Genomic DNA, 22,144 nt, shown 5'->3' on the forward strand with positions numbered 1-22,144 from the left:
CGTGTGGCCTTTAGTGTTTAGGCTGCGGGGGCATAACGCCCTTGACACTGGCGGCACAGGTGCGCGGTTGCCAGCTGCATAGCCGGTGCGATGACTACCAGCGCCAAGCCCAACGTGATGAAGGACGCGGCAAACATGAGAGCCGTAAGAACGATGAACAGCAGGATGTGGCTGTAATTCTGTTTGCCTAGCTTGAGCCCCTGCGAGAACGCCTCACCGATTGAGGAGGTATCCGCTGCCAACCAGGGCATGAGGGTAAAGAAGGGCTGGATGAATAGCCCGATCAGCATGAGCACGGCGAGAATACCGAAGATGGAACCGACGAGCGCGAGAATCTCCCCGTCTCCGAGGTTCTCGACGTTCTGCATATCCATTGCAGAGGCCCCGCCGAAGCCCACAGCAAACACAATGACGACAACAATCACGAGGGCTATAGCGCCAAGAATACCCAGGACCAGGTTCACCACAAGCGGCGACACCCAGCGAACACCTTGGAAAAGAGTGCCCCACGTGGGGCTTGGCTTATCGATCTCGCGATAGGCCAAGCGGTACACAATCAAAGAGATAACGATGGAGAGTATAGACACGGCAAAGGAGAAGAAGCTCACCATGACGCTCGCGCCCGTACCATCGGCGTTCTGCTCGCCAACGCTGATGCCAATTTGTGGAATAACCTGAATAAAGAACACCACGACAGCACCCAGCACCCACAGCATCGCATTACCCAGCGCAGCCTTGAAGCCCCATTTGATCGCCTCTAGGGCGCTGACTGGGCCCGTGTAGGCAGGGCCGGCGCCCGGACCAGGGCCCTCATATCCGGAATCGCCTCCGTAGCTTGCCCCGGCGTATCCCGGCTGACCGGCGTTGTAGGCGCCATAGGAATTGCCACCATAGGGCTGAGCGCCGTAGGACTCGCCACCGTAATTGCCATAACTGCCGGACTGGCCGAAGCCAGCCTGATCCTCTGGGTGCGTGGTGGGTTCATACCGCGGCAGGCCGCCATTGTTTCCCGAGGAGTTATTGGCGTTGTTTCCCGGATTGTTGCCGAACCCGCCGTGGGAGCCGTTGTCATCCGGTTTCGGATCAAAAGGATTGGTCATACACTTTTGCCCTTCTGTAATCTCTTTTCACACAGTCACCACAAGAGTACCAATTTCTCCACCTCGACCTGTGAGCGAAAAGCACTTCCGAGTAGACTTCTAGGTCGACTATGACTGCTACTCGCGAAGACCTCTACAACGCCCTCACGACAGTTTCCTTGAGTGATGAGCGTGCTTTCCGCCGCCGCCTCCGCAAGGCTCGCTCCCCCAAAGCGCTTGCAGCTATCGGGGCTGATATTGCATCTGCCCAGGAAAAAGTGAGCGCCATCGACGTAAACGTGCCGTCGATTTCCTACCCCGAGCAGCTTCCCGTTACCGGACGGCGGGACGATATCGCCGAGGCCATCGAGAATAATCAGGTGGTCATCATTGCCGGCGAGACTGGTTCGGGCAAGACCACTCAAATTCCCAAAATTTGTCTAGAGCTCGGCCGTGGACGCCGGGGTCTCATCGGCCATACCCAGCCGCGACGACTCGCAGCACGGACCGTCGCCGAGCGCATTGCGGAGGAACTCGGCCAATCAATCGGGGACTCCGTTGGCTACGCCATCAGGTTCGATGACCGTGTCTCCTCGACCACAGCCGTGAAGCTCATGACCGACGGCATCCTGCTGGCGGAAATGCAACGCGACCGCTTCCTCAACGCCTACGACACGATCATTATTGATGAGGCCCACGAGCGGTCCCTCAATATCGATTTTCTCCTCGGCTATCTCAAGAGGCTGCTTCCCAAGCGTCCGGATCTCAAGGTCATTATCACCTCCGCGACGATCGATCCGGAGCGTTTCGCCGAACACTTCGCTGACGCTGAAGGGAAGCCCGCGCCGATCATCGAAGTGTCCGGGCGCACCTACCCGGTAGAAATCCGCTACCGTCCCCTCGAAGTCGAGTCAGGGGGAAAGACCATTGACCTCGATCCACTGGACGCCCTGTGTGAAGCCATCGAGGAGCTCATGGCGGAAGGCGAAGGAGATATCCTGTGCTTCTTCCCAGGCGAGCGCGATATCCGCGATGCAATGGAAGCGATTGAGGGGCGTCATTGGCGCAACGTGGAAGTCACTCCGCTCTTTGGGCGCCTGTCCAACCAGGAGCAGCATCGCGTTTTCCGCTCACACAAGGGGCGCCGCATCGTGCTCTCCACCAACATCGCCGAAACCTCCCTGACGGTGCCGGGCATTCGCTATGTCGTGGATACCGGAACCGCACGTATCTCGCGCTACTCCACCCGCACTAAGGTGCAGCGATTGCCCATCGAGCCGATTTCCCAAGCCAGCGCTAACCAGCGTTCAGGGCGGTGTGGTCGCGTGGCCGATGGCATTGCTATCCGTCTGTATAGCGAGCAGGATTTCCTCTCCCGGCCGGAGTTTACCGACCCTGAGATTCTGCGCACTAACCTAGCCAGCGTTATTCTCCAAATGGTTTCGCTGCGCCTCGGCGACATCGCTGATTTCCCCTTCGTCCAGGCCCCAGAGCCCAAAGCCGTGCGTGACGGCCTGCTCCTCCTCCACGAGCTGGGCGCACTCGAGGGCAAGGAGAAAGACGGGCTACCGGTGCTGACACGCATTGGGCGGGATCTTGCCCGCATCCCGGTAGATCCGCGCATGGCTCGCATGCTCGTTGAAGCCAACACCTCCGGATGCCTCCACGACGTCATGGTCATCGTTGCCGCCATGACAATCCAGGATGTGCGTGAGCGCCCCATCGACAAACAGGCCCAAGCCGACCAGGCCCATGCTCGCTTTAAGGACAAGTCCTCAGACTTTATGGCGATGCTCAACCTGTGGGACTTTGTCCAAGAAGCTCGCGATGAGATGAGCGGCAATGCTTTCCGTAAGCGGATGAAGGCTGACTTCTTGCATTACATGCGCATCCGCGAGTGGTTTGATCTGGTTCGACAACTCAGGGATGTCGCTAAGCAGCTCGGGTGGACGACCCAGGAGAGCACCGAGCGCCGCGCGGATGACATCCACATGTCCCTGCTGTCTGGCTTGCTGTCCAATATCGGCGCACGCGATGGAAACTCTAAGGAGTTCATTGGCGCACGAAATACCCGCTTCCTCATCTTCCCCGGATCAGCACTAGCAAAGAAACCGCCAGAGTTTCTCATGGCGGCCGAGCTGGTGGAGACCTCACGTTTGTGGGCCCGCGACGTAGCGGCCATCGACCCCGCTTGGGTAGAAAAGCTGGCCAAGGACCTGCTCAAGCACAACTATTCGGACCCGACATGGTCGCGCAAGCGAGGCTCTGCGGTAGTCACCCAGCGCTCGACCCTCTACGGTGTCACTGTGGTGGCCGATCGAACCGTTCCCTACCATCGCGTCGATCCCGTTGCGGCACGTGACATGTTCATCCGCAATGCGCTTGTCGACGGCGACTGGACCACCCACCATAACTTCTTCCACGACAACAAGCGCAAGCTTGCCGAGGCTTCCGAATACGAGGAAAAAGCACGGCGCCGCGGCCTCGTTGTGGACGAGGACACGCTCTTCGACTTCTACGATCAGCGCATCCCGGAATCTGTGACCACTGCCCGGCACTTTGACTCGTGGTGGAAGAAACAGAAAAACAAGCATTCTCTGGACTTCGACCCAGAAGCACTTCTCGAGGATGACCACGATGTCACCGAGGACGCCTTCCCGGATCGGTGGTTGAAGGGAAGCATCGATTACGACCTGACCTATAAGTTCGAGCCAGGTGACCCGCTTGACGGCGTCACGCTCAGGGTTCCAGTTCCCCTGCTGGCTGGATTGGATACTGAGGGATTCGACTGGCTCGTGCCGGGCCTGCGTCTAGAGCTTGTCACTGAGCTGATCCGCTCGCTACCGAAAGCGCTGCGCCGTACTGTGATTCCGGCCCCCGAGTTCGCTGAGCGGGCCTTGCCCAAGCTCCTTCCCTATGAAGGAGCGCTCATCGACCAGCTCGCAGCGGTGTTGCGGGACATGGGCGGCCAGGGTATCAACGCGGCTGATTTCCGCCCTGATCAGCTCCCGCCCCATTTGCGCATGAACTATGCCGCAGTGGACAAGCGGGGCAAGATCATCGATTCCGATCGCGATTTGAAGGCGCTCGTGCAACGCCAAGCCGGGCATATCTCGTCCTCCGTGTCGCGCGTCGGCCGCGCCGCCGAATCCGCTTCCGTCAAGGAATGGTCGGAAGACACGCTGGGCGCTATCGATGAGGAAGTGACCACGGTGGTTGATGGGCATGAGGTCACCGCTTATCCTGCACTTGTCGCTACGAAGGAGGGCGTGGCGCTGAAGGTGCATCCAACCAAGGCGGCTGCCGACGCCTCCATGATCACCACCACCCTGACGCTGCTACTCCGAGAGATTTCCGTAAACACGCAGCATATGGTCAAGGGTCTACCCCTGCAGCAGCGGGTTGCTGTCGACGCCTACCCGCACGGCGGGGCCGAAGGTCTCGTCAACGATGCTCGGGTCGCCGCAGTACGCGACATCATGATGGAGAAGGGCGGGCCGGTACGAAGTCCTGGTGAATTCACCACTCTTCTCAACGCGGTTAAACCGGAGGTGCCAGGCCGCGTCCGCCAGGCGGTGGTCGCGATCGCACCTGGTTTGGCAGAGTATTCGAACCTCAACGCTGAGCTCAAACAGTGGGAGGGGCCGGCAATCGATGATATTCGCGATCAGCTGAAGTTCTTGTTGCCCCCGAATGCGATCACTATGCACGGCATGCAGCACCTTCGCCACCTGCCGCGTTATATCCAAGCCGCGCGCATCAGGCTCGAGGACATGAATCTAGACACGGATCGGGATGCCGACCGCCAAGCCGATGTCGACGAAGCGAAGGCATATCTGAACAATCGTTTACGCACGCTGCCCGCCGGCCGCGAGAAGACCCGTGAGGTCAAGGACATCTACTGGATGATCGAGGAGTTGCGCGTATCGCTCTTCGCACAACGCCTGGGTACCGCGCATGCGGTGTCCGTGCGGAGAATCCAAAAAGCCGCGGACAAGCTGCGCTAAAACGTTAGAAGCTGTCGCGGTCGCGCCGGCGCATGAGGCGAATTTCGGATTCAAAGTCGTCGGCGCTCTCAAAAGACTTGTATACCGAGGCGAAGCGCAGATAGGCCACCTCATCGAGGTCACGCAGGGGTTCCAAGATAGCGAGGCCGATATCGTTGGCGTTGACTTGTGACGATCCGTGACTGCGCACGGTTTCCTCGACCTCTTGCGCAAGCTTTTTCAAGGCATCATCGCTAACATCCCGCCCCTGGCACGCGCGCTTCACGCCGCGGATTAGCTTGTCCCGGCTGAAAGGCTCGGCCAAGCCATTACGTTTGACCACCGACAAGACAGCCTTCTCGATGGTGGTAAACCGGCCTCGGCACGCAGCACACTCGCGACGTCGGCGAATTGACGTTCCACTGTCGATCACTCGGGAGTCAATGACTCGTGACTGTTCGTTGTGACAGAACGGGCAATACACTGTGCCGTATCCTTCCTCTCGACCGCTGCGCAGACGCCTTCCGGCCCCTCGGGAAGTCTAGCGCGAAGAAACAACCGCTGTGGCTGATGCACCGCTAGCGCTAGGGGCCTCACCATCAATACTAAGACCACCCCACACGGTGCCGATAAATACCGCTGCACCGAAAACTGCTCCAAGAACATAGTTACCTACGTTCGAGCCGCTACGGCGAGGTAGGGACGCAGCACGCTGGTATGAAACTGAGGAATCCCCTATTCGATCTGTGCGCCCCTGTGTTCTATCTCTCGGCTCGAGCGTTCGAACACGCGACAAACCACTTTCACGCGTTAACGCGAACGAGTGACACCGCTCAGGTTCCCACACGGCCGCGGGCGGGACGAGCACAGGACCCTTTCCGGACTTCTCGGGAGTTACTCCATGCAGAGCAGAGCTGGTATTAAGTGCAATGGCCATGACAGTTCCTTTCCAGGACTTCTTCTTCATTGTGGTGATGCCTGAAGTGTAAGAGCGAGGTTCGACATCGTCGAACACTTCCATCGACCAACCGTTCGATTTGGTCTGTATGTTCGATTTATAGCAGGCGCTCGAAAGTTTGTCCACATCCAAGCGGCGTTAGTCGAACATTTTTTCTTTACGTGCTAAAAAGGAAACGGAAACACCAATACGGCGCACGCCACGATGAGCAACCAACGAGACGTCACCGCGATGCCCACCAGCGTCCTGCACGCCTCAACCCGACGCGCTGTTTTGCGCACACCGATAGCCCTAGGAGTAAGAATGCCCCGCAAGCCGAAGCGAAGCGACCAACCTACCCTCGACTCACTTTCCGCCCGTCAGCGCCGCATCTTGGAAGTCATCCATGACGCTGTCATGCTGCGCGGGTACCCGCCAAGCATTCGAGAAATCGGCGATGCAACAGGCCTACAGTCCACGTCTTCCGTGGCCTATCAGTTGAAGCAACTAGAGGAGAAGGGCTTTCTTCGCCGCGATCCAAACAAGCCGCGCGCCGTTGATGTGCGCCACTTCCCCGGCGCCGACGATCCAAAGAAGCCGGGCCGCAAAGCCGGGCAGGCCAACACCACAGCAGGGCAGTCCACTCCCGACGTCCCCGAGGATGCAGCAACGCCGAACTACATCCCAGTAGTCGGCCGCATCGCCGCGGGCTCTCCTATCACCGCCGAAGAAAACATCGACGGCTACTTCCCCATGCCAGGTGAGATCCTGGGAAGCGGAGAACTTTACATGCTGCAGGTCGTCGGCGACTCTATGCAGGACGCCGGAATCCTCAATGGCGATTGGGTTATTATCCGCTCCCAGTCCGTCGCCGAAGAAGGCGAATTCGTCGCTGCACTCCTCGAAGGCGAAGAAGCAACTGTAAAGGAGTTCCACCGCGATTCTTCTGGAGTGTGGCTCCTCCCCCACAACGACGCCTACGCTCCCATCAAGGGCGATGAGGCCGAAATCATGGGCAAGGTTGTATCGGTGTTCCGCAAGCTTTAGGCACCCCTAAGCCACAGCTATCCCTCCCCCAACCGGTTGCCCACGCCACCGCTTATTTCCACTCGGTGCGGGCGAACTGGACGGAGGGATTTTTTCTTTTTACCCCCTTGTGTGTGTACATGTCCGAATCGCGCCGTTTAAGCGTCCGACATCACACATTTGCAAACATGCAGTATAAACATTGTTTTTCTCGCACGGTTGCCGCCAGCAATGTGAGCTTTTATTTGTTTGGTTCCGTTTTGTTCGCATTCAGTGGGACAATAGAAGCATCGCCGCAACATTCGTTGCTCTCTTCGCTCACATGCCCCGGCCCCACTTATTATCACCGCCGGGCGCAGCGACTACCACAGGCAAACTTCACTGGGAGGAACTATGTACGCAGAAGAGCGTCGCCGACAAATTGCGTCATTGACCGCCGTCGAAGGCCGAGTCAATGTCACTGAGCTTTCCGAACGCTTCGATGTTACCGCTGAGACGATTCGCCGCGACCTCGCGGTCTTAGACCGGGAAGGAGTTGTCCACCGCGTTCATGGCGGTGCGGTTGCTTCCCAATCGTTCCAGACTGCAGAATTTACACTCGATACTCGTCAGCGTTCCGCCACGGGCGCGAAAATGGCTATCGCCCGCGCCGCACTAGAGCAGCTTCCCGACGGGGGCAGTATCTTCATCGACGCTGGAACTACCACCAACGCCCTCGCTGACCTCATCGGACAGCGCTATTCTGCTGGCCAGTTCAGCATTGTGTCGAATAGCCTACCGATCGCCCTCTCGTTGGCCAGCAATGGTGTTTCCGAGGTGCAGCTCCTAGGCGGCACGGTGCGCGCGATCACCCAAGCCGTCGTCGGCGATACCGCCCTTCGCACCATGGCGCTGATGCGCGCAGATGTTGCTTTCATCGGCACCAACGCCCTGACCATCGACCATGGGCTATCCACGGCGGACTCACAGGAAGCAGCTATCAAGTCGGCCTTTGTTACCAACGCGCATCGCGTCGTCGTCTTGTGTGACTCGTCGAAGCTCGGCAATGACTATCTGGTCAGCTTTGCCTCGCTCGATGAGATTGATGTCGTCATTACGGACGCCGCTGCTCCAGCCGCCTACGTCGAAGCCCTGCGCGAGCACGGCATCGACGTGATTATCGCTTCGGAGAAATAGGCGGTTTCATCCCACGACCGCGTAAGGGCGGTGTGGTTCCCCGAGGGGCCTCTCGGGGAACCACACCTCCCTGTTTCAGCAGCGGCCTAAACCAAGCTAGAGCTACTAGGCAGTCTGGTATTCCTCCAGCAGCGCAATCACTGCGGATCGCGCATCTGCTGGGCTTTCGGCGTTGATAGCCGCCTCCGCCATCTTCTGGCACTGCTCGAGTGTGAGCTCAGCCAGCTGTGCGCCAACGCCCGCAACTGCGGTCGACGCTGCGGACAGTGAGGTGACTCCAAGGCCAGTCAGCACGCAAGCGAGCATGGGATCGGCGGCGGCCTCACCACAGACACCAACCGGCACATTGTTATCGCGACCCACCACGCACGTGTGCTGGATCAAACGCAGCACGGCCGGCTGCCACGGATCGGTCAGGTAGGCCAGCTGCGGCGACAGGCGGTCCGCGGCCATCGTGTACTGAGTCAAGTCATTGGTACCGATGGACACGAAGTCGAGGTGCGGCATGATGGTATCGGCCATCAGGGCCGCTGCAGGCACCTCAATCATCGCGCCGGCGATGAGCCCGCGCTCACGACACAGTTCAGCAAACCACTTCGCCTCTACTGCCGTGGCCACCATGGGCGCCATGACCCAAGTGGTAGCGCCATCAGCACGCTTTTCCGCGGCCTGTGCGATGGCGTCGAGCTGACGGGTGAGAAGCGCCTCGTTGTTTCGGGCGATGCGCAGGCCGCGCACACCCAAGGCCGGGTTCTCCTCAGAGTCCAACGTGGCGTAGGAAATCGGCTTATCCGATCCGGCGTCGAGCGTTCGAACGACGACCTTGGATTCGGGGAAAGCGTTGAAAACCTTGCCGTAGATGCGTGCCTGCTCCTCCACGGTCGGTTCTTCGCTGGCAGAGAGGAAGGAAAGCTCCGTGCGGTACAGGCCGATCCCCTCTGCCTGCGAATCCGAGGCGATGCGAGCTGCGTTCCCGTCGGCCACGTTGGCCAACAGCTGCACGCGGTGACCGTCCTTGGTCTGGGCAGGGCCACGCCACTCGGCCACCCGCGCTGCCTTCTCGCGGTATTCCTCAACTGCCTTAAGTGAGGTGTCACGATCCGCGCCAAGGGACACCGTTCCCACGGAACCATCGACGAAGATCTGGGTTCCCGCTTCAATCGAGCGGAGATCAGCGCCAACTGCGACGATGCACGGAAGGTCCAGCTGGCGGGCGATGATTGCAGTATGGCTCGTCGGCCCGCCGAGCTCGGTGACCAGTGCCTTGATATGCGCAGTGTCCAAGGTAGCGGTATCCGCTGGAGCGAGGTCATCCGCCAGCAGCACCGCCTCGCCTTCGACCATGGGCAGGCCCGGTTCCTGCTCACCGCGCAGTTGTGCGATGACGCGATCGCGCACATCCTTGAGGTCGGTTGTGCGCTCTGCCATCACGCCGCCGGCGGCCTCAAACATGGTGACGAACCTGTCTGTTGCGCCGACGACCGCATACTCGGCGTTCTTGCCGCTACGAATACCCTTGCGCACTGCCTTGTGCCAACCTCGGTCCTTGACCATTCCGGCGGTAGCACCGAGAACCTCAGCAGCCTGGCCTTCAGCCCCAGCTGCACGCTGCTCAAGGCGGCTGGCAACAATGTCCGCCGCTTCGAGGAAGCGATCGTACTCAGCATCGCGCTGCTCCTCCGGCACGGTTTCTCCCGCCGTGGGCAGTTCTGGGCGTGGGCGGACCCACACCGCCTCAGCGTATGCAACGCCGGCGACGACGCCGGTGCCTTTAATGGTGGATGGGGATGCGTTTTCCATGACACATATCCTTACGGAGACGATGTTTTCTCTATCCAGATCATCACAAGTCGGTCAAAAATGCAACGAAAACCACAGTGATTCCGTTGACATTCGGACACATACGGGCAATAATCAACATTAAGCAACATTAGTTTCACGCTGACCACGGGCAATCTGCACCGAAGTTCTTGTTCGAGCCGCCGCGGCGCTTTTGCCCCAATATACGCACTCCGCGAAAGGGGACATTGTCCACGATGATCCTTACTTTGACCCCCAACCCGAGCATCGACGCCACAGTGCGCCTGAACGAGGCGCTCGACCCCGGTGCTGTCCACCGCGCCGAGTCTGTCTCCAGCGTTGCTGGCGGTAAAGGCGTCAACGTTACGCATGCCGTAACGCTCGCCAACGTCGACAGCTTGGCGCTGCTCCCCGCCGCCCCCGCTGATCCTTTCTTGGCCCTTGCTGATGACGCGTCCATCCCCGTACATGCAGTACACACGGCCGGCGCGGTGCGCACCAATACCACTCTGACCGAGCCAGACGGCCGGACGACCAAACTCAACGGTCCCGGCCCCACGCTCGATGAGTCAGTTCAGCAAGACGTGGCACAGGCCGTTGCTGAACACTGCGCCAACGCCGAGTGGATCGTCATGGCAGGCTCCCTGCCCAAGGGGGTTCCCACCGACTGGTACACGCAGCTCATCACTGTCGCTCGCGAGGCGAACCCCAACATCCGTGTAGCCGTCGACACCTCCGATGCCCCTATGGTGGCTCTCGGAGAGAACCTCGAGGTAGCCAGCCCCGATCTCATCAAGCCCAATGGCCTTGAGCTTGGACAGCTAGCCAACGTTGATGGCCAGGCCCTCGAAGCTGCCGCCGAGAACGGTGATTTTAGCGGTGTGGTCGAGGCCGCGAGGGTCGTCGTCAAGCGCGGCATTCCTGAGGTTCTCGTCACCCTAGGTGGCGCTGGCGCAGTGCTGGTCACCACCGATGAAGCGTGGGCCGCTACTCCCCCGCCCATTACCCTCCGTTCCACCGTGGGTGCCGGCGATTCTTCGCTCTCCGGCTATATCCTCGCCCGCCGCAGCGGTGCCTCCTACCCCGAAGCGTTGCGTCAGGCCGTGGCCTACGGATCGGCTGCCGCAGCGCTCCCAGGAACCCAGATACCAACCCCTGAAGAACTCGATATTAAACACACGACGGTTCAGGCCGTCACCGACCTTTAGCAGTACTGAGGAGTACTTACCCGATGTCATCAGAACTCATCACCACCGACCTTGTGGCGCTCGACGCCGACTTCGGTGGCAGCATCGAATCAGTCATTACCAACCTGGCCACGCTTGTCCATGACACCGGCCGCGCCACCTCCATCGAAGAGCTGGCCGGCCCCGCCATCGAGCGTGAAGCCAAGGCCGGCACCGGTGTTCCCGGCGGGGTTGCCATCCCGCACTGCCGCTCCGCCGCAGTGTCTGAACCCACCTTGGCCTTCGCCCGCCTCTCGCGCGGCGTGGACTTTTCCGGCCCCGATGGTGACGCCCACCTGGTATTCCTCATTGCTGCCCCGGAAGGTGGCGGTAAAGCACACCTGAAGATCCTCTCCAAGCTTGCCCGCGCGCTGGTGAAGAAGGACTTCCTGGAGGCTCTGCGCACCGCGCAGACCAAGGAGGAAATCGTCTCCCTGGTACTCGACGTGGTTAACGCCGAAAAGCCGAAGAAGAAGGCGACGTCCAGTGAATCGGCACCTGCCGCTGCGGCTGCGGCTCCTGCTTCGAGCAAGGCTGCAGATTCAAAGAAGACCCGCATCGTCGCCGTCACCGCGTGCCCGACCGGCATTGCCCACACATACATGGCGGCCGACGCCCTCACCCAGACCGCCGAGGAGCGCGACGATGTCGAGCTCACCGTAGAGACCCAGGGTTCCTCCAACAACACCGCTGTTTCGGCAGACACCATCGCGGCTGCCGACGCCGTCATTTTCGCCACCGACGTCGGCGTTCGCGACCGGGAGCGCTTCGCCGGCAAGCCCGTCATCGAATCGGGCGTTAAGCGCGCCATCAACGAACCGGGCGTGATGCTCGATGAGGCCATCGCCGCGTCGAAGAATCCCAATGCGCACAAGGTGGCAGGCACGGCAGGCGCAGCCTCCTCTAGTTCCGCGGAAGAAGGCGAAGGACTGGGCTGGGGCAAGCGCATTCAGCAGGCCATCATGACCGGCGTGTCCTACATGGTGCCCTTCGTCGCCGCCGGCGGCCTCCTCTTGGCCTTGGGCTTCCTCTTCGGCGGTTACGACATGGCCAACGGATGGCAGGCCATCACTACTGATTACTCCCTGACCAACCTGCCGGGCCATGACGTCATGGTTGATGGCGAAATGATGACCTTCCAGAAGGCAGGATTCGCCCTATACATCGGCGCCGTGCTCTTCGCGATTGGTCAAGCATCGATGGGATTCATCGTCGCAGCGCTCTCCGGCTACATCGCCTTCGCACTGGCAGGCCGCCCGGGCATCGCGCCGGGCTTCGCCGGCGGTGCTATTGCTGTTACCTTGGGCGCCGGCTTCATCGGTGGTCTGGTCACCGGTCTCATCGCTGGCTTTGTTGCGATGTGGATTGGCAAGTGGAAGGTCCCGCGCTGGATCGGCTCCCTCATGCCTGTGGTCATCATCCCGCTGCTCGCCACGATGATTACTGGCCTGCTCATGTATCTGCTTCTCGGTGCCCCGCTGGCCGCCATCATGGAAGGCTTGCAGAACTGGCTGTCCTCGATGTCCGGTTCCTCAGCAGTGCTTCTGGGCATCATCCTCGGTCTCATGATGTGCTCCGACCTGGGTGGCCCAGTCAACAAGGCTGCTTACCTCTTCGCTACTGCTGGCCTGTCCACGGGTGATGAGGCTTCCATGAAAATCATGGCCGCCGTTATGGCCTCCGGCATGGTTCCGCCGATTGCGCTGTCCATCGCTACCTTCGTACGCAAGAACCTGTTCACGCCCGCGGAGCAGGAGAACGGCAAGTCGGCCTGGCTGCTGGGTCTGTCCTTCGTTTCCGAGGGCGCTATCCCGTTCGCTGCTGCCGACCCGCTGCGCGTCATCCCTTCCATGATGCTCGGTGGCGCAGTAACAGGTGCTCTGTCGATGTCCTTGGACGTCATGTCTCGCGCCCCGCACGGCGGAATCTTCGTTATCTTCGCTATCGAACCTGCGTGGGCTTACTTCGTGGCCATCCTCGCTGGCGTCATCGTCTCCGCCATTGCAGTCATCGCGATGAAGCAATTCTGGCCTAACAAGGCTGCTGAAGAAGCTGCTGCGAAGGCAGACAAAGCCAAGGCTGCCGCCTAGCGCTTAACCCGCGTACACTTGTAAGCACGAAATACCGTAATTCGAAAGGATTATCATCATGGCTTCTAAGACCGTCAAGGTTGGCTCCTCCGTCGGACTGCACGCACGTCCGGCCTCCATCATCGCTGACGCCGCCGCTGAGTTCGACGAGGACATCTTCCTCACCCTCGTTGGCGATGAGGACGAGGATGAGACCGATGCCGCTTCTTCCCTCATGATCATGGCTCTCGGCGCCGAGCAGGGAGACGAAGTCACCGTGACCTCCGAGAACGAGGCCGCTGTGGAGAAGATCGCCGGCCTCATCGAGCAGGACCTCGACGCTTCCTAAACGGCATCCTGCCGCTTAAGGCCCACGCTCCCGCTTCCCTCTTTGCTGAGGGTAGCGGGAGCTTTCTGTTGCTTGGTTGTCTAGCACAAGGTTCCAGTCATCAGGCTCTACTCAAACGGTTCTGTTGGGGGCAAGGAAACCAAATAGAGGTGCCTAGAAGGTTCATTTGACCTCAGAAGAACCTTCTGACCCAAACCGTTTGAATGGAACCATGTGTATGCGCGTCTTCATACCGCAGAGGGACCGAAGTAAAAGCACCTTATGCAGATTCCTGCACGAATTCACCTGGGGGCTTTCTAAAACAAAGCCCCCAGATGGTGCCTTTACTCCGGTCCCTTATCCTCGCTAGTCGGCGGAAGCGCCTCTAGTACTTCGCGCCGCGGCCCTCACCGATGGTGCTATAGAGCTTCTTCATCACCGGGTAGAGCACGATGATGCCGACAGAGCCCCAGGCAATACCTTCCAGCGTCACGCCGAAGACGTCGAGAGTGAGGTTGCCAATACCCGCGATGAGCGCCACCGCCGCCGCCGTGAGGTTAACCGGGTTGTTGAAGTTGACCTTGTTGTCCATCCAGATGCGCACGCCGAGCATGCCGATGAGGCCGTAGAGGACGATGCAAGCGCCACCCAGCACGCCGGTGGGGATGGTGAAGATGAGCGCGCCGAACTTCGGGATGAAGGCCAGAGCGATGGCTGTGATAGCAGCTACCCAGTAGGCGGCCGTGGAGTAGACGCGGGTGGCGGCCATGACGCCGATATTCTCCGCGTAGGTTGTGGTGCCGGAGCCGCCGAAACCACCGGCCAAGGAGGTGGCCAGGCCGTCGGCGATGAGGGCGTCGCCAGCGAGATCATCGAGATCGCGCTTAGTCATCTCAGAGACTGCCTTAACGTGACCGACGTTTTCCGCAATCAACACCACCAGCACCGGAAGTGCTGCCGCGATGGCGGAGACGTGGAACTCCGGCGCATGGAACTGGGGGAAGCCAATCCAGGCTGCTTCGCGGATGGACTCCACGGCCCCCTCGCCCAGGTTGCCCGTGGCAGCCGCGAAAGCCCAGCCGACGACGACACCAATCAGAATCGACAGACGCGAAACCATGCCGCGACCGGCGACGGTGGCCAGGATGATGACCGCCAGCGTCACCGTGGCAACCAGAGGCTGGCTCGAATAGTTGGTGGCAGCATTGGGTGCCAAGTTAAGGCCGATCAGCGCCACAATGGCGCCGGTTACGGCCGGCGGCATGACGGCGTCAAGGACCTTGCGGCCCGCCGCCTTCACCGCGAAACCAATCGCCACCAAGACTAGGCCCGTCACCAAGACGGAACCTGCCTGCGCACCAATGCCGTACTGCTGGGAGGCGCTCAGCGGTGCAATGAACGCGAAGGAGGAGCCCAGGTAGGAAGGCAAGCGGTTGCGGGTAATCAGGAGGAATAGGATTGTTCCCAGGCCTGAAAACAGCAGCGTCGTATTGACCGGGAATCCGGTCAGGGTGGGCACCAGCAGCGTCGCGCCGAACATGGCCACCACGTGCTGCATGCCGATGCCGATAGTGCGGCCCCAGCTCAATCGTTCTTCGGGTGCGACAACCGCGCCCGGCTTAATCGTTTTTCCGTCCCCGTGGACGGCCCAGCCAAAATTACTCACGAACCATAATTATGGCTCACGGGAGCACCGAAACCTAAGCGTCCTCACCAGACACGCGAAATTCGCTGAGTTCGGCGGCGATGGAGGCGGGCAGGCGGACGTCGACAAGCGTGCCCTCCCCCGTGTACTCCTCGCTGCGCACCGTACCCTGAGTATGGATGCGATCGACCACGTCCCCGCGAGTAAACGGAATGAGCAACTGCACATGCTCGTCCTGAGAATTGAGGAAGAGCTCCACGCGCGTGGTGAGCTCATCGATGCCCTCCCCCGTCTTGGCGGAGACATACACCACGTTGTCACGGTCGAGGGCGTGGCGAAGCTCCGCCAGCACCAGCGGATCGGCCTGGTCTATCTTGTTGATGACGATGATCTCCGGCGGGGCCTCCTCGCCGGTTTCCTTCACGATGTCATAGATGACCGCATTAACCGCCTCAATTTGCTTCAGCGGGAAAGGATCTGAGCCGTCCACGACGTGCAGCATCAAGTCTGCTGCGAGGACCTCCTCCAAGGTGGACTTGAAGGCCTCCACCAACTGTGTGGGAAGGTGGCGGACGAAACCAACGGTATCGGTGAAGACAACCTGGCGGCCATCAGCAAGCTCGGCGCGCCGGGTGGTGGGGTCCAAGGTAGCGAACAGCGCATCCTCCACCAGCACGCCAGCGCCCGTCATTGCGTTGATGAGCGAAGACTTACCAGCGTTGGTGTAGCCGGCGATCGCAATCTGCGGGATCGTCGATGACGCACGGCGCGAGCGCTTAATCTCACGCGCCGTCTTCATCGCCTTAAGCTCCTTACGCAGCAGCGCCATCTGCGTGCGGATACGCCGACGGTCCGTCTCAATCTTGGTTTCACCGGGGCCGCGCAGACCGACGCCGCCGTTGGAACCAGCACGGCCGCCCGCCTGGCGCGAGAGGTTGCCGCCCCAACCACGGGTATGCGTATAAAGATATTCCAACTGCGCGAGCGAAACTTGGGCTTTGCCTTCCTTGGACTTGGCGTGCTGCGCAAAAATATCCAAGATGAGCATGGTGCGGTCGATAACTTTGGTGTTGAGAGCGCGTTCCAAGGCAGAGAGCTGGCCGGGGGTTAGCTCGCCGTCGCACACCACGGTATCCGCGCCAGTGGCAGCCACGATATCCTTGAGCTCGTTCACTTTGCCGGAGCCGATATAGGTACCCGGGTCCGGCTTATCTCGCTTCTGATACAGGGCTTCTACCACTTCGGCTCCCGCGGTTTCCGTGAGCGCCGCGAGCTCCGACATCGTGGCCTCAACCTCGGCAACGGTGCCTTCAGTCCACACTCCTACGAGGACTACTTGTTCAAGGCGCAGCTTGCGGTACTCCACTTCGTAGCCGTCGGTGGTGTCTTCTGCGCGAATGGTGGTCTCGCGGGTTACCCGGCGGAAGGCGTTGCGCTCAGCTAGGTCGAGATCACCGGTAGTCGGCTCCGGTGAGGTGGGCGCGGGCTCACCAAAAGCCTGCGCGAGGAGATCATCATGGGTTTCTTTTGTCATATGCTTTCTATTCTTGCACGTCACGCCTCTTAACAGGGAATCTCCGTTGCACACGACCTTGTGCCGATCCCGGCGGCAAGGCTCACCGACAACATTTTTGAGTCATCGCGGCGCCAGATACAATGGGCCGCATGACCGTCAAAGAGACCACTCACCCAGAGATGCAGGCCATTGGCCTCAACTACGAGCGCTGGCAGGACGCCGTCGAAGCAGCCATTTCGACCAACCTGCTGGCAGTCACGGGGGAGGTTCGCGGAGGACAACTCATTCAGTTCTCGGATCCTTCCGGGGCGCAACTCAATATCCTTGCCGTCGAACCTTTCGCCACCTTCATTGGGTTTGAGGGCGTCACCCAAGGCTTCGCCCACGTCTCTATGATCAACGATGTCTTGGCTTACCTGGACATCATCGATCCTTTCGGAAACGTTCTCGCGCAAGCGACGGCGAACTTGGCGCAGGGCCCGCTCTTGGCTGATGAGGACACCCAGCAGTGGCAGCAGGTAGAGCTTACTGCGATGGGTCTCGATGTCACCGCGTTCGACAACGCAGATGCCTACGAAGCCGAGAAGGAGACCTACCCAGCCACGTTTGAATCCACCGGTGCGGCAGTTGTTGCGGCCGGTTCCGGCGCCGAATCCCCTACCCCGGGCTGCACTTTTTCCGCTCGGGTTATGGAGTCCGAGTGGCGCCACAACCAGCTCACCGGTGAGCGCTTCATGCACCTCGTCATGGATGGCACCTTCCCCTTCGATCTGTGTCTGCCGGAGAGCTTTGGCGAATTGCCGCCGAAGGATTCCGTGCTTGCGGGTTCGGCGATGCTGACCGCCTCTATCGCGCTACCCACCGGCGGCTGTGGCGGCGAGGGCGGCTGCGCCTGCGGCTCTGGGGGCTGCGGCGGCCACTAGGCATACCGTAGAGTCGTAAGCATGAGTTTTTCCGCATCTCAGCGTCAGGGTTTTGCCCTGCTCCTTGCCGGGGTTACCGCTACGGTACTGGTTCTGACGCTGAAGCTGCCGGGAGTTATTCTCGCCATCTTTATCTGCGGGGCGCTATGGCTGTTTGTCGGCGCCCGCCCCGATGCCTCGGAACATGCGGCGCTGCGGGCTTCCATTGCGCTCACGGTGGAAGACATCACGGGCGTCCTCGAGGACTACGCCACGTTTGCTACGAGCGACGACGCTGAAGCATTGGCGGACCGCACGCTCCACCGCCCAGCGCTTGCCGACGTCGACTGCACGAACCCCACTATCGAAGCGTTCCACTATAAAATGCATGGCGCGCAGCGTTTCTTGCGCCGCCTCGACGCACGGGTTAACTCGCCAGATGCTGGCACCAGCGAACTCGAATCCTTGCTCAAGGTGGCCGATGATCGGGCCGCCGAGCTCAAGGAGTCCTGGCTCGCCGCCCGCCGCGCCGCCTTGGCGCTAGGGACCAACTACAAAAAGGGGGACGGACGCTAAACGCCGTCCCGAAAACCCTATAGTGAGGTTTCGCCTGTGGCTACGATGCGCGAAGGCCCCGTCAGTGTGGAACCGTCCTCAGTGATTTCTACCTGGACCTCGCCGCCTGGGACGACGACGCGGACGCGGCCGGTGGTGTGGGAGGCGTCGGCAAGCGCGGCGCATGCTGCCGCCACCGTTCCGGTACCGCACGAGCGAGTCTCCCCTGAGCCGCGCTCGAAGACGCGCATGTGAATCACGCCATCGTGCAGCGGAGTAACCAGCTCCACGTTGACGCCTGCCGGGAAGAAATCAGTATCGAAGACGGGCTGCTCAAGGCGCTTCGCCGCCAAATCCTCCGCGGTCAGTCCCGGGATAACGGCCGCTAGGTGTGGGTTCCCCATGTTTACCCCGAGCCCGGCGAAGCTCTCTCCTGCCATCGAGGCGGTGGAGACACCGAGTACCTGTGCTGGCCCCATCTCCACGCTGACCTCTGCCGCGGTCTCATTGAAGGAGTGGACAGTGACCTGCTTGGCCCCAGCGCGCGTGCCGACGGTGAAAGTATCGGTGTTCACCAGCCCACGGGAGCGCACCCAATGCGCGAAAACGCGGGTACCATTGCCGCACATTTCCGCCACCGAACCGTCCGCGTTGCGGTAGTCCATGAACCAGTCATCGGTGTTAATGCCCGGTGCGAGCTCATCGATTTCTCCAGAGGAGAGCAAGTCACCTGCACGTATGACGCGCAAGACGCCGTCGGCGCCGATCCCGGCGCGGCGATCACACAGTGCCACTACCTTTTCCGGCGGTAGCGGCTCGGCTCCTTCCACAATGACGAAGTCGTTTTCAGTTCCGTGGCCTTTAGCAAACTTCATAGGTGTAGAGTCTAACTCTCTTCGAGGACACGCAAAGCCTGCGTTGTCGTATCAGCCGCGGCATCCAGCCAGTAGATGCGCTTATCACGGTTAAACCAGGCACGCTGGCGACGCACATAACGACGGGTTCCAGTGATGGTACGCTCCACCGCTTCTTCCCAGGTGAGCTCTCCACGCTGGGCTTGGAGGACTTGGGCATAACCGATGGCCCGCCCCGCCGTTGAGTCCGCCTTCAGCCCCTGCGACTGAAGGTTTTCGACCTCTTCGACCAGCCCCTTGCCGAACATGAGGCGACTGCGCAGCTCGATTCGCGGATTCAGCCAACTGGATTCCGTGCGTAGCCCGAGGATTCTTGTCCCCCACCGGGGCGGTGCGTTCTTCGGCGGCTGGCTGGCCTTGAACGGCTTGCCCGTGAGCTCAATGACCTCCAGCGCGCGCACGGTACGGCGTGGGTCCTTGTCTTCGATGATGGCTGCGGCTGCCGGGTCCACGCTGGCAAGTTCTGCGTGCAGGGCATCGGTACCGATCTCTTGGCGTCGGGCCTCCCAGCGAGCGCGCACCTGCGCATCAGTGGGTGGGAATTGCCAGTTGTCCACGAGCGATTGGACGTAGAGCATGGATCCACCGACGAGGATCGGGGTTTTGCCACGGGCACGAATGCTGTCTATATCCGCGATGGCGGAGGACTGGTAACGGGCTACTGACGCCGTCTCCGTCACGTCCCACACATCGAGCTGGTGGTGCGGGATACCTTCGCGCTCCTCCATCGTCAGCTTGGCCGTGCCGATGTCCATGCCCCGGTAAAGCTGCATCGAATCGACGTTGACTACTTCCCCGTCAAGCTCGTGCGCCAAGGCGACTCCGAGTGCTGATTTTCCGGAGGCCGTCGGCCCTACGACGGCAATCGGGGTTGGGCCGCTACTGAGAGTCTCTGGCATTAGCACTGCCACCCCGCCACATAGCGGCCCACGCCCAACGTCGAATCTGCAGCCCGGAGTTCTGCATGATGCGGGTGCACGCCTGCTAGCTGCGCCCACAGTGCCGTTTCGAGCACTCCCGTCGAATGGAGCAGCTCTTCGTCACAGTCTTCCTCCGCGCCGGCCAGCACGCTCTCGCACCACAGGTGAGTGTCCCGCGCACCCTCGACAAGAGCGAGCGGCGCGCGCTCCGTCAAGCCTGCAGAGCCATCAACGCACACTATTGTGAAACGTCCGGAACGCACCTCCCCTAGGGAGGCGCGGGAGTCTTCCACCGTGAAAGCGTGGTGACTGCTTTCTGCCCCGAGCGCGTTAGTGAGTACGTAGCGGGCCATGATTTCGGGCAGGTAGTTTCCGCCGCCGACGTCGACCTGGGGTGCGCCCCACGCTCTCAAACTTCCCGTGTGCTCGGTACGCCAGCGCGCATCGCGCGATCCCACGATGTCGACCTTAAGCGGTGCCCTACCGTTGACGCGTGCGGCATCACGTGTGAGCTCGCAGGCGGCGCTAAGGAGCGCGCGCGAAGCGTCATCGCTCGGTGACAATTCTTCCGCCAAGGCCGGTGAGGCTGGCATAACCATGAGATTTTGCATCAACTCCCATCCTATAAGGTTAGTTTTTCGGGGTTAACACGCGGCTGCGCGGCGGAAACGGTAGTGTTGTGTCACATAAGTTCTGGCAGCCGTGTCGCGCGGCGCGATAATACCGAAGGTGGTTTCTTAGCATGTCCGCTATTCCTTCCCCTGGAGCCATGCCTCGCAAGGGCGCTCGTCCCGGCCCGTCTTCCTCTGCTCCGGCAGCACGTCCCGTGCAGCCCGCAAAAAACGATCCGGCCCAGTGGGGCCGCGTTGATGCTGATGGATCGGTATTCGTCAAGGCCCCCGAAGGCGAACGCAAAATCGGCGAGTGGCAGGCCGGCACGCCGGAAGAGGGCTTGGCGCACTTTGGTGCACGCTATGACGATCTGTCCACCGAGATCGAACTGCTAGAATCCCGCCTCACAGCCCATCCGGGCGATGCTGCGTCGATCAAGGCGACTGCTGCGGAACTGCGAGAGTCCCTACCTACACAGGCAGTAATCGGTGATATCGCGGCACTGGACAAGCGCCTAGCCACTATCATCGAACACTCCGTGGAAGCCGGTGAGCAAGCACAGGCTGACAAGGCTCGTCGCCGCGAAGAAGCCATTGCCAAAAAGGAAAAGCTCGCTGCCGAGGCCGAGGACATCGCCGCCAACTCGACGGAGTGGAAGGCTGCCGGCGACCGTATCCGCGCCATCTTGGAGGAATGGAAGCAGATCCGTGGCATTGACCGCCAGACGGATGATGCCCTGTGGAAGCGTTACTCCCGCGCCCGTGACTCCTTCAACCGCCGCCGCGGATCCCACTTCGCCGAACTGGATCGCAACCGCGCGGCCGCCCGCGCCAAGAAGGAAGAACTGGTAGAGCGCGCAGAAGCTATTAAGGACTCCACCAACTGGGGCGAAACGGCGCGCGCGTACCGTGATCTCATGACGGAGTGGAAGGCTGCGGGCCGTGCCCCTCGTGAGATCGACGACAAGCTCTGGGCCCGTTTCCGCGCCGCCCAGGATCACTTCTTCAATGCCCGCAACGCCGTCAATGACGAGCGGGACAAGCAGTTCGCAGAGAACGCCGCCGCCAAGGATGCGCTCATTGCGGAATATGACTCCCTGATTGATCCCACCAAGTCGATCGACTCGGCGAAAGCCAAGCTGCGGGAGCTGCAGGAAAAGTGGGAGGAGATCGGTTTCGTTCCGCGCAACCAGGTGCGCGAGTACGAGGCCAAGATCTCGGCGCTGGAAAAGCGCGTGAGTGACGCCGAGGATTCACAATGGCGCCGGACGGACCCAGAGGCCCAGGCCCGCGTGGCCCAGTTCCAGTCCAAGGTCGATGATTTCACCGCGCAGGCAGAAGCTGCCGAGGCCAAGGGCAACACCAAGAAGGCGGAAGATCTGCGTGCCCAGGCCAAACAGTGGCAGGAATTCGCCGATGCCGCAGCGGCTGCTGTCAACGACAAGTAGCACCCT

17 protein-coding genes are annotated in these 22,144 nt (G+C 60.7%); 9 read left to right on the forward strand and 8 right to left on the reverse strand.

Annotated features, from left to right (window positions below):
- Window positions 1-17: 17 nt before the first annotated feature.
- Window positions 18-1,100: a hypothetical protein gene (locus HMPREF2932_RS05265; RefSeq protein ID WP_049157529.1), complete on the reverse strand. Its 1,083-nt coding sequence runs from the start codon at window positions 1,098-1,100 to the stop codon at window positions 18-20.
- Window positions 1,101-1,210: 110 nt separating this feature from the next.
- Between HMPREF2932_RS05265 and hrpA the strand changes: the two genes are divergently transcribed.
- On the forward strand, window positions 1,211-5,086 hold the full coding sequence (gene hrpA / locus HMPREF2932_RS05270; RefSeq protein WP_071409749.1) for an ATP-dependent RNA helicase HrpA: 3,876 nt from the start codon (window positions 1,211-1,213) through the stop codon (window positions 5,084-5,086).
- A 4-nt stretch (window positions 5,087-5,090) separates the two neighbouring features.
- Here hrpA and nrdR read toward each other — a convergent pair whose 3' ends face one another.
- Window positions 5,091-5,549, reverse strand: coding sequence for a transcriptional regulator NrdR (nrdR, locus tag HMPREF2932_RS05275; RefSeq protein ID WP_046648225.1), 459 nt, complete (start codon window positions 5,547-5,549; stop codon window positions 5,091-5,093).
- 777 nt (window positions 5,550-6,326) lie between these two features.
- Here nrdR and lexA point away from each other — a divergent pair.
- Together lexA and HMPREF2932_RS05285 are read left to right on the forward strand one after the other, a co-directional pair.
- Window positions 6,327-7,049: a transcriptional repressor LexA gene (lexA, locus tag HMPREF2932_RS05280; protein ID WP_046648227.1), complete on the forward strand. Its 723-nt coding sequence runs from the start codon at window positions 6,327-6,329 to the stop codon at window positions 7,047-7,049.
- Window positions 7,050-7,421: 372 nt separating this feature from the next.
- Window positions 7,422-8,204: a DeoR/GlpR family DNA-binding transcription regulator gene (locus tag HMPREF2932_RS05285; RefSeq protein ID WP_046648229.1), complete on the forward strand. Its 783-nt coding sequence runs from the start codon at window positions 7,422-7,424 to the stop codon at window positions 8,202-8,204.
- A gap of 105 nt (window positions 8,205-8,309) precedes the next feature.
- On the opposite strand, the gene ptsP is transcribed toward HMPREF2932_RS05285, so the two are convergent.
- The gene (gene ptsP, locus HMPREF2932_RS05290) at window positions 8,310-10,004 is read right to left on the reverse strand and encodes a phosphoenolpyruvate--protein phosphotransferase (RefSeq protein WP_049157532.1); all 1,695 of its coding nucleotides are present in this window, start codon (window positions 10,002-10,004) and stop codon (window positions 8,310-8,312) included.
- Window positions 10,005-10,240: 236 nt separating this feature from the next.
- On the opposite strand from ptsP, the gene pfkB reads away from it, so the two are divergent.
- Genes pfkB through HMPREF2932_RS05305 form a run of 3 tightly spaced genes read left to right on the forward strand, consistent with a single transcriptional unit; the run spans window position 10,241 to window position 13,648 of the window.
- Window positions 10,241-11,212 carry a 1-phosphofructokinase gene (pfkB, locus tag HMPREF2932_RS05295; protein ID WP_070513101.1) on the forward strand — a complete coding sequence of 324 codons (972 nt, stop codon included), beginning with the start codon at window positions 10,241-10,243 and terminating at the stop codon, window positions 11,210-11,212.
- 23 nt (window positions 11,213-11,235) lie between these two features.
- Window positions 11,236-13,320, forward strand: a complete 2,085-nt coding sequence (locus HMPREF2932_RS05300; protein WP_071409750.1) for a PTS fructose transporter subunit IIABC — start codon at window positions 11,236-11,238, stop codon at window positions 13,318-13,320.
- A 58-nt stretch (window positions 13,321-13,378) separates the two neighbouring features.
- Window positions 13,379-13,648, forward strand: coding sequence for an HPr family phosphocarrier protein (locus tag HMPREF2932_RS05305; protein ID WP_010190265.1), 270 nt, complete (start codon window positions 13,379-13,381; stop codon window positions 13,646-13,648).
- 364 nt (window positions 13,649-14,012) lie between these two features.
- Here HMPREF2932_RS05305 and HMPREF2932_RS05310 read toward each other — a convergent pair whose 3' ends face one another.
- Window positions 14,013-15,293, reverse strand: coding sequence for a uracil-xanthine permease family protein (locus HMPREF2932_RS05310; protein WP_046648237.1), 1,281 nt, complete (start codon window positions 15,291-15,293; stop codon window positions 14,013-14,015).
- Between the two features lie 34 nt (window positions 15,294-15,327).
- The gene (hflX, locus tag HMPREF2932_RS05315) at window positions 15,328-16,806 is read right to left on the reverse strand and encodes a GTPase HflX (RefSeq protein ID WP_070821284.1); all 1,479 of its coding nucleotides are present in this window, start codon (window positions 16,804-16,806) and stop codon (window positions 15,328-15,330) included.
- A 122-nt stretch (window positions 16,807-16,928) separates the two neighbouring features.
- Here hflX and HMPREF2932_RS05320 point away from each other — a divergent pair, with 122 nt between their 5' ends.
- A complete protein-coding gene (locus tag HMPREF2932_RS05320; protein ID WP_070821283.1) occupies window positions 16,929-17,711 on the forward strand; it encodes a hypothetical protein in 783 nt (260 codons plus the stop codon).
- A gap of 21 nt (window positions 17,712-17,732) precedes the next feature.
- On the forward strand, window positions 17,733-18,266 hold the full coding sequence (locus HMPREF2932_RS05325; RefSeq protein ID WP_071409751.1) for a hypothetical protein: 534 nt from the start codon (window positions 17,733-17,735) through the stop codon (window positions 18,264-18,266).
- A 17-nt stretch (window positions 18,267-18,283) separates the two neighbouring features.
- Here the strand turns inward: HMPREF2932_RS05325 and dapF are convergent, their stop codons facing one another.
- The 3 genes from dapF to HMPREF2932_RS05340 are packed head-to-tail and all read right to left on the reverse strand — an operon-like array spanning window position 18,284 to window position 20,690.
- A complete protein-coding gene (gene dapF, locus HMPREF2932_RS05330) occupies window positions 18,284-19,120 on the reverse strand; it encodes a diaminopimelate epimerase (RefSeq protein WP_071409752.1) in 837 nt (278 codons plus the stop codon).
- An 11-nt stretch (window positions 19,121-19,131) separates the two neighbouring features.
- The gene (gene miaA, locus HMPREF2932_RS05335) at window positions 19,132-20,058 is read right to left on the reverse strand and encodes a tRNA (adenosine(37)-N6)-dimethylallyltransferase MiaA (protein ID WP_071409753.1); all 927 of its coding nucleotides are present in this window, start codon (window positions 20,056-20,058) and stop codon (window positions 19,132-19,134) included.
- Window positions 20,058-20,690: a hypothetical protein gene (locus HMPREF2932_RS05340; protein WP_071407117.1), complete on the reverse strand. Its 633-nt coding sequence runs from the start codon at window positions 20,688-20,690 to the stop codon at window positions 20,058-20,060. The genes miaA and HMPREF2932_RS05340 overlap by 1 nt, the downstream gene beginning before the upstream one ends.
- A gap of 131 nt (window positions 20,691-20,821) precedes the next feature.
- Here HMPREF2932_RS05340 and HMPREF2932_RS05345 point away from each other — a divergent pair, with 131 nt between their 5' ends.
- On the forward strand, window positions 20,822-22,138 hold the full coding sequence (locus HMPREF2932_RS05345; RefSeq protein ID WP_070679636.1) for a DUF349 domain-containing protein: 1,317 nt from the start codon (window positions 20,822-20,824) through the stop codon (window positions 22,136-22,138).
- Window positions 22,139-22,144: the final 6 nt, after the last annotated feature.

It is taken from the genome of Corynebacterium sp. HMSC074H12, from assembly GCF_001813755.1.
Lineage (GTDB): Bacteria > Actinomycetota > Actinomycetes > Mycobacteriales > Mycobacteriaceae > Corynebacterium > Corynebacterium hiratae.

What these genes read in the sequence shown, in the direction of transcription:
- ptsP (WP_049157532.1), bottom strand. Translation starts at nt 10,004, where the DNA reads ATGGAAAACGCATCCCCATCCACCATTAAAGGCACCGGCGTCGTCGCC.
- pfkB (WP_070513101.1), top strand. Translation starts at nt 10,241, where the DNA reads ATGATCCTTACTTTGACCCCCAACCCGAGCATCGACGCCACAGTGCGC.
- HMPREF2932_RS05300 (WP_071409750.1), top strand. Translation starts at nt 11,236, where the DNA reads ATGTCATCAGAACTCATCACCACCGACCTTGTGGCGCTCGACGCCGAC.
- HMPREF2932_RS05265 (WP_049157529.1), bottom strand. Translation starts at nt 1,100, where the DNA reads ATGACCAATCCTTTTGATCCGAAACCGGATGACAACGGCTCCCACGGC.
- miaA (WP_071409753.1), bottom strand. Translation starts at nt 20,058, where the DNA reads ATGCCAGAGACTCTCAGTAGCGGCCCAACCCCGATTGCCGTCGTAGGG.
- HMPREF2932_RS05305 (WP_010190265.1), top strand. Translation starts at nt 13,379, where the DNA reads ATGGCTTCTAAGACCGTCAAGGTTGGCTCCTCCGTCGGACTGCACGCA.
- HMPREF2932_RS05320 (WP_070821283.1), top strand. Translation starts at nt 16,929, where the DNA reads ATGGGCCGCATGACCGTCAAAGAGACCACTCACCCAGAGATGCAGGCC.
- HMPREF2932_RS05345 (WP_070679636.1), top strand. Translation starts at nt 20,822, where the DNA reads ATGTCCGCTATTCCTTCCCCTGGAGCCATGCCTCGCAAGGGCGCTCGT.
- HMPREF2932_RS05325 (WP_071409751.1), top strand. Translation starts at nt 17,733, where the DNA reads ATGAGTTTTTCCGCATCTCAGCGTCAGGGTTTTGCCCTGCTCCTTGCC.
- HMPREF2932_RS05340 (WP_071407117.1), bottom strand. Translation starts at nt 20,690, where the DNA reads ATGCAAAATCTCATGGTTATGCCAGCCTCACCGGCCTTGGCGGAAGAA.
- dapF (WP_071409752.1), bottom strand. Translation starts at nt 19,120, where the DNA reads ATGAAGTTTGCTAAAGGCCACGGAACTGAAAACGACTTCGTCATTGTG.
- HMPREF2932_RS05285 (WP_046648229.1), top strand. Translation starts at nt 7,422, where the DNA reads ATGTACGCAGAAGAGCGTCGCCGACAAATTGCGTCATTGACCGCCGTC.
- lexA (WP_046648227.1), top strand. Translation starts at nt 6,327, where the DNA reads ATGCCCCGCAAGCCGAAGCGAAGCGACCAACCTACCCTCGACTCACTT.
- hflX (WP_070821284.1), bottom strand. Translation starts at nt 16,806, where the DNA reads ATGACAAAAGAAACCCATGATGATCTCCTCGCGCAGGCTTTTGGTGAG.
- hrpA (WP_071409749.1), top strand. Translation starts at nt 1,211, where the DNA reads ATGACTGCTACTCGCGAAGACCTCTACAACGCCCTCACGACAGTTTCC.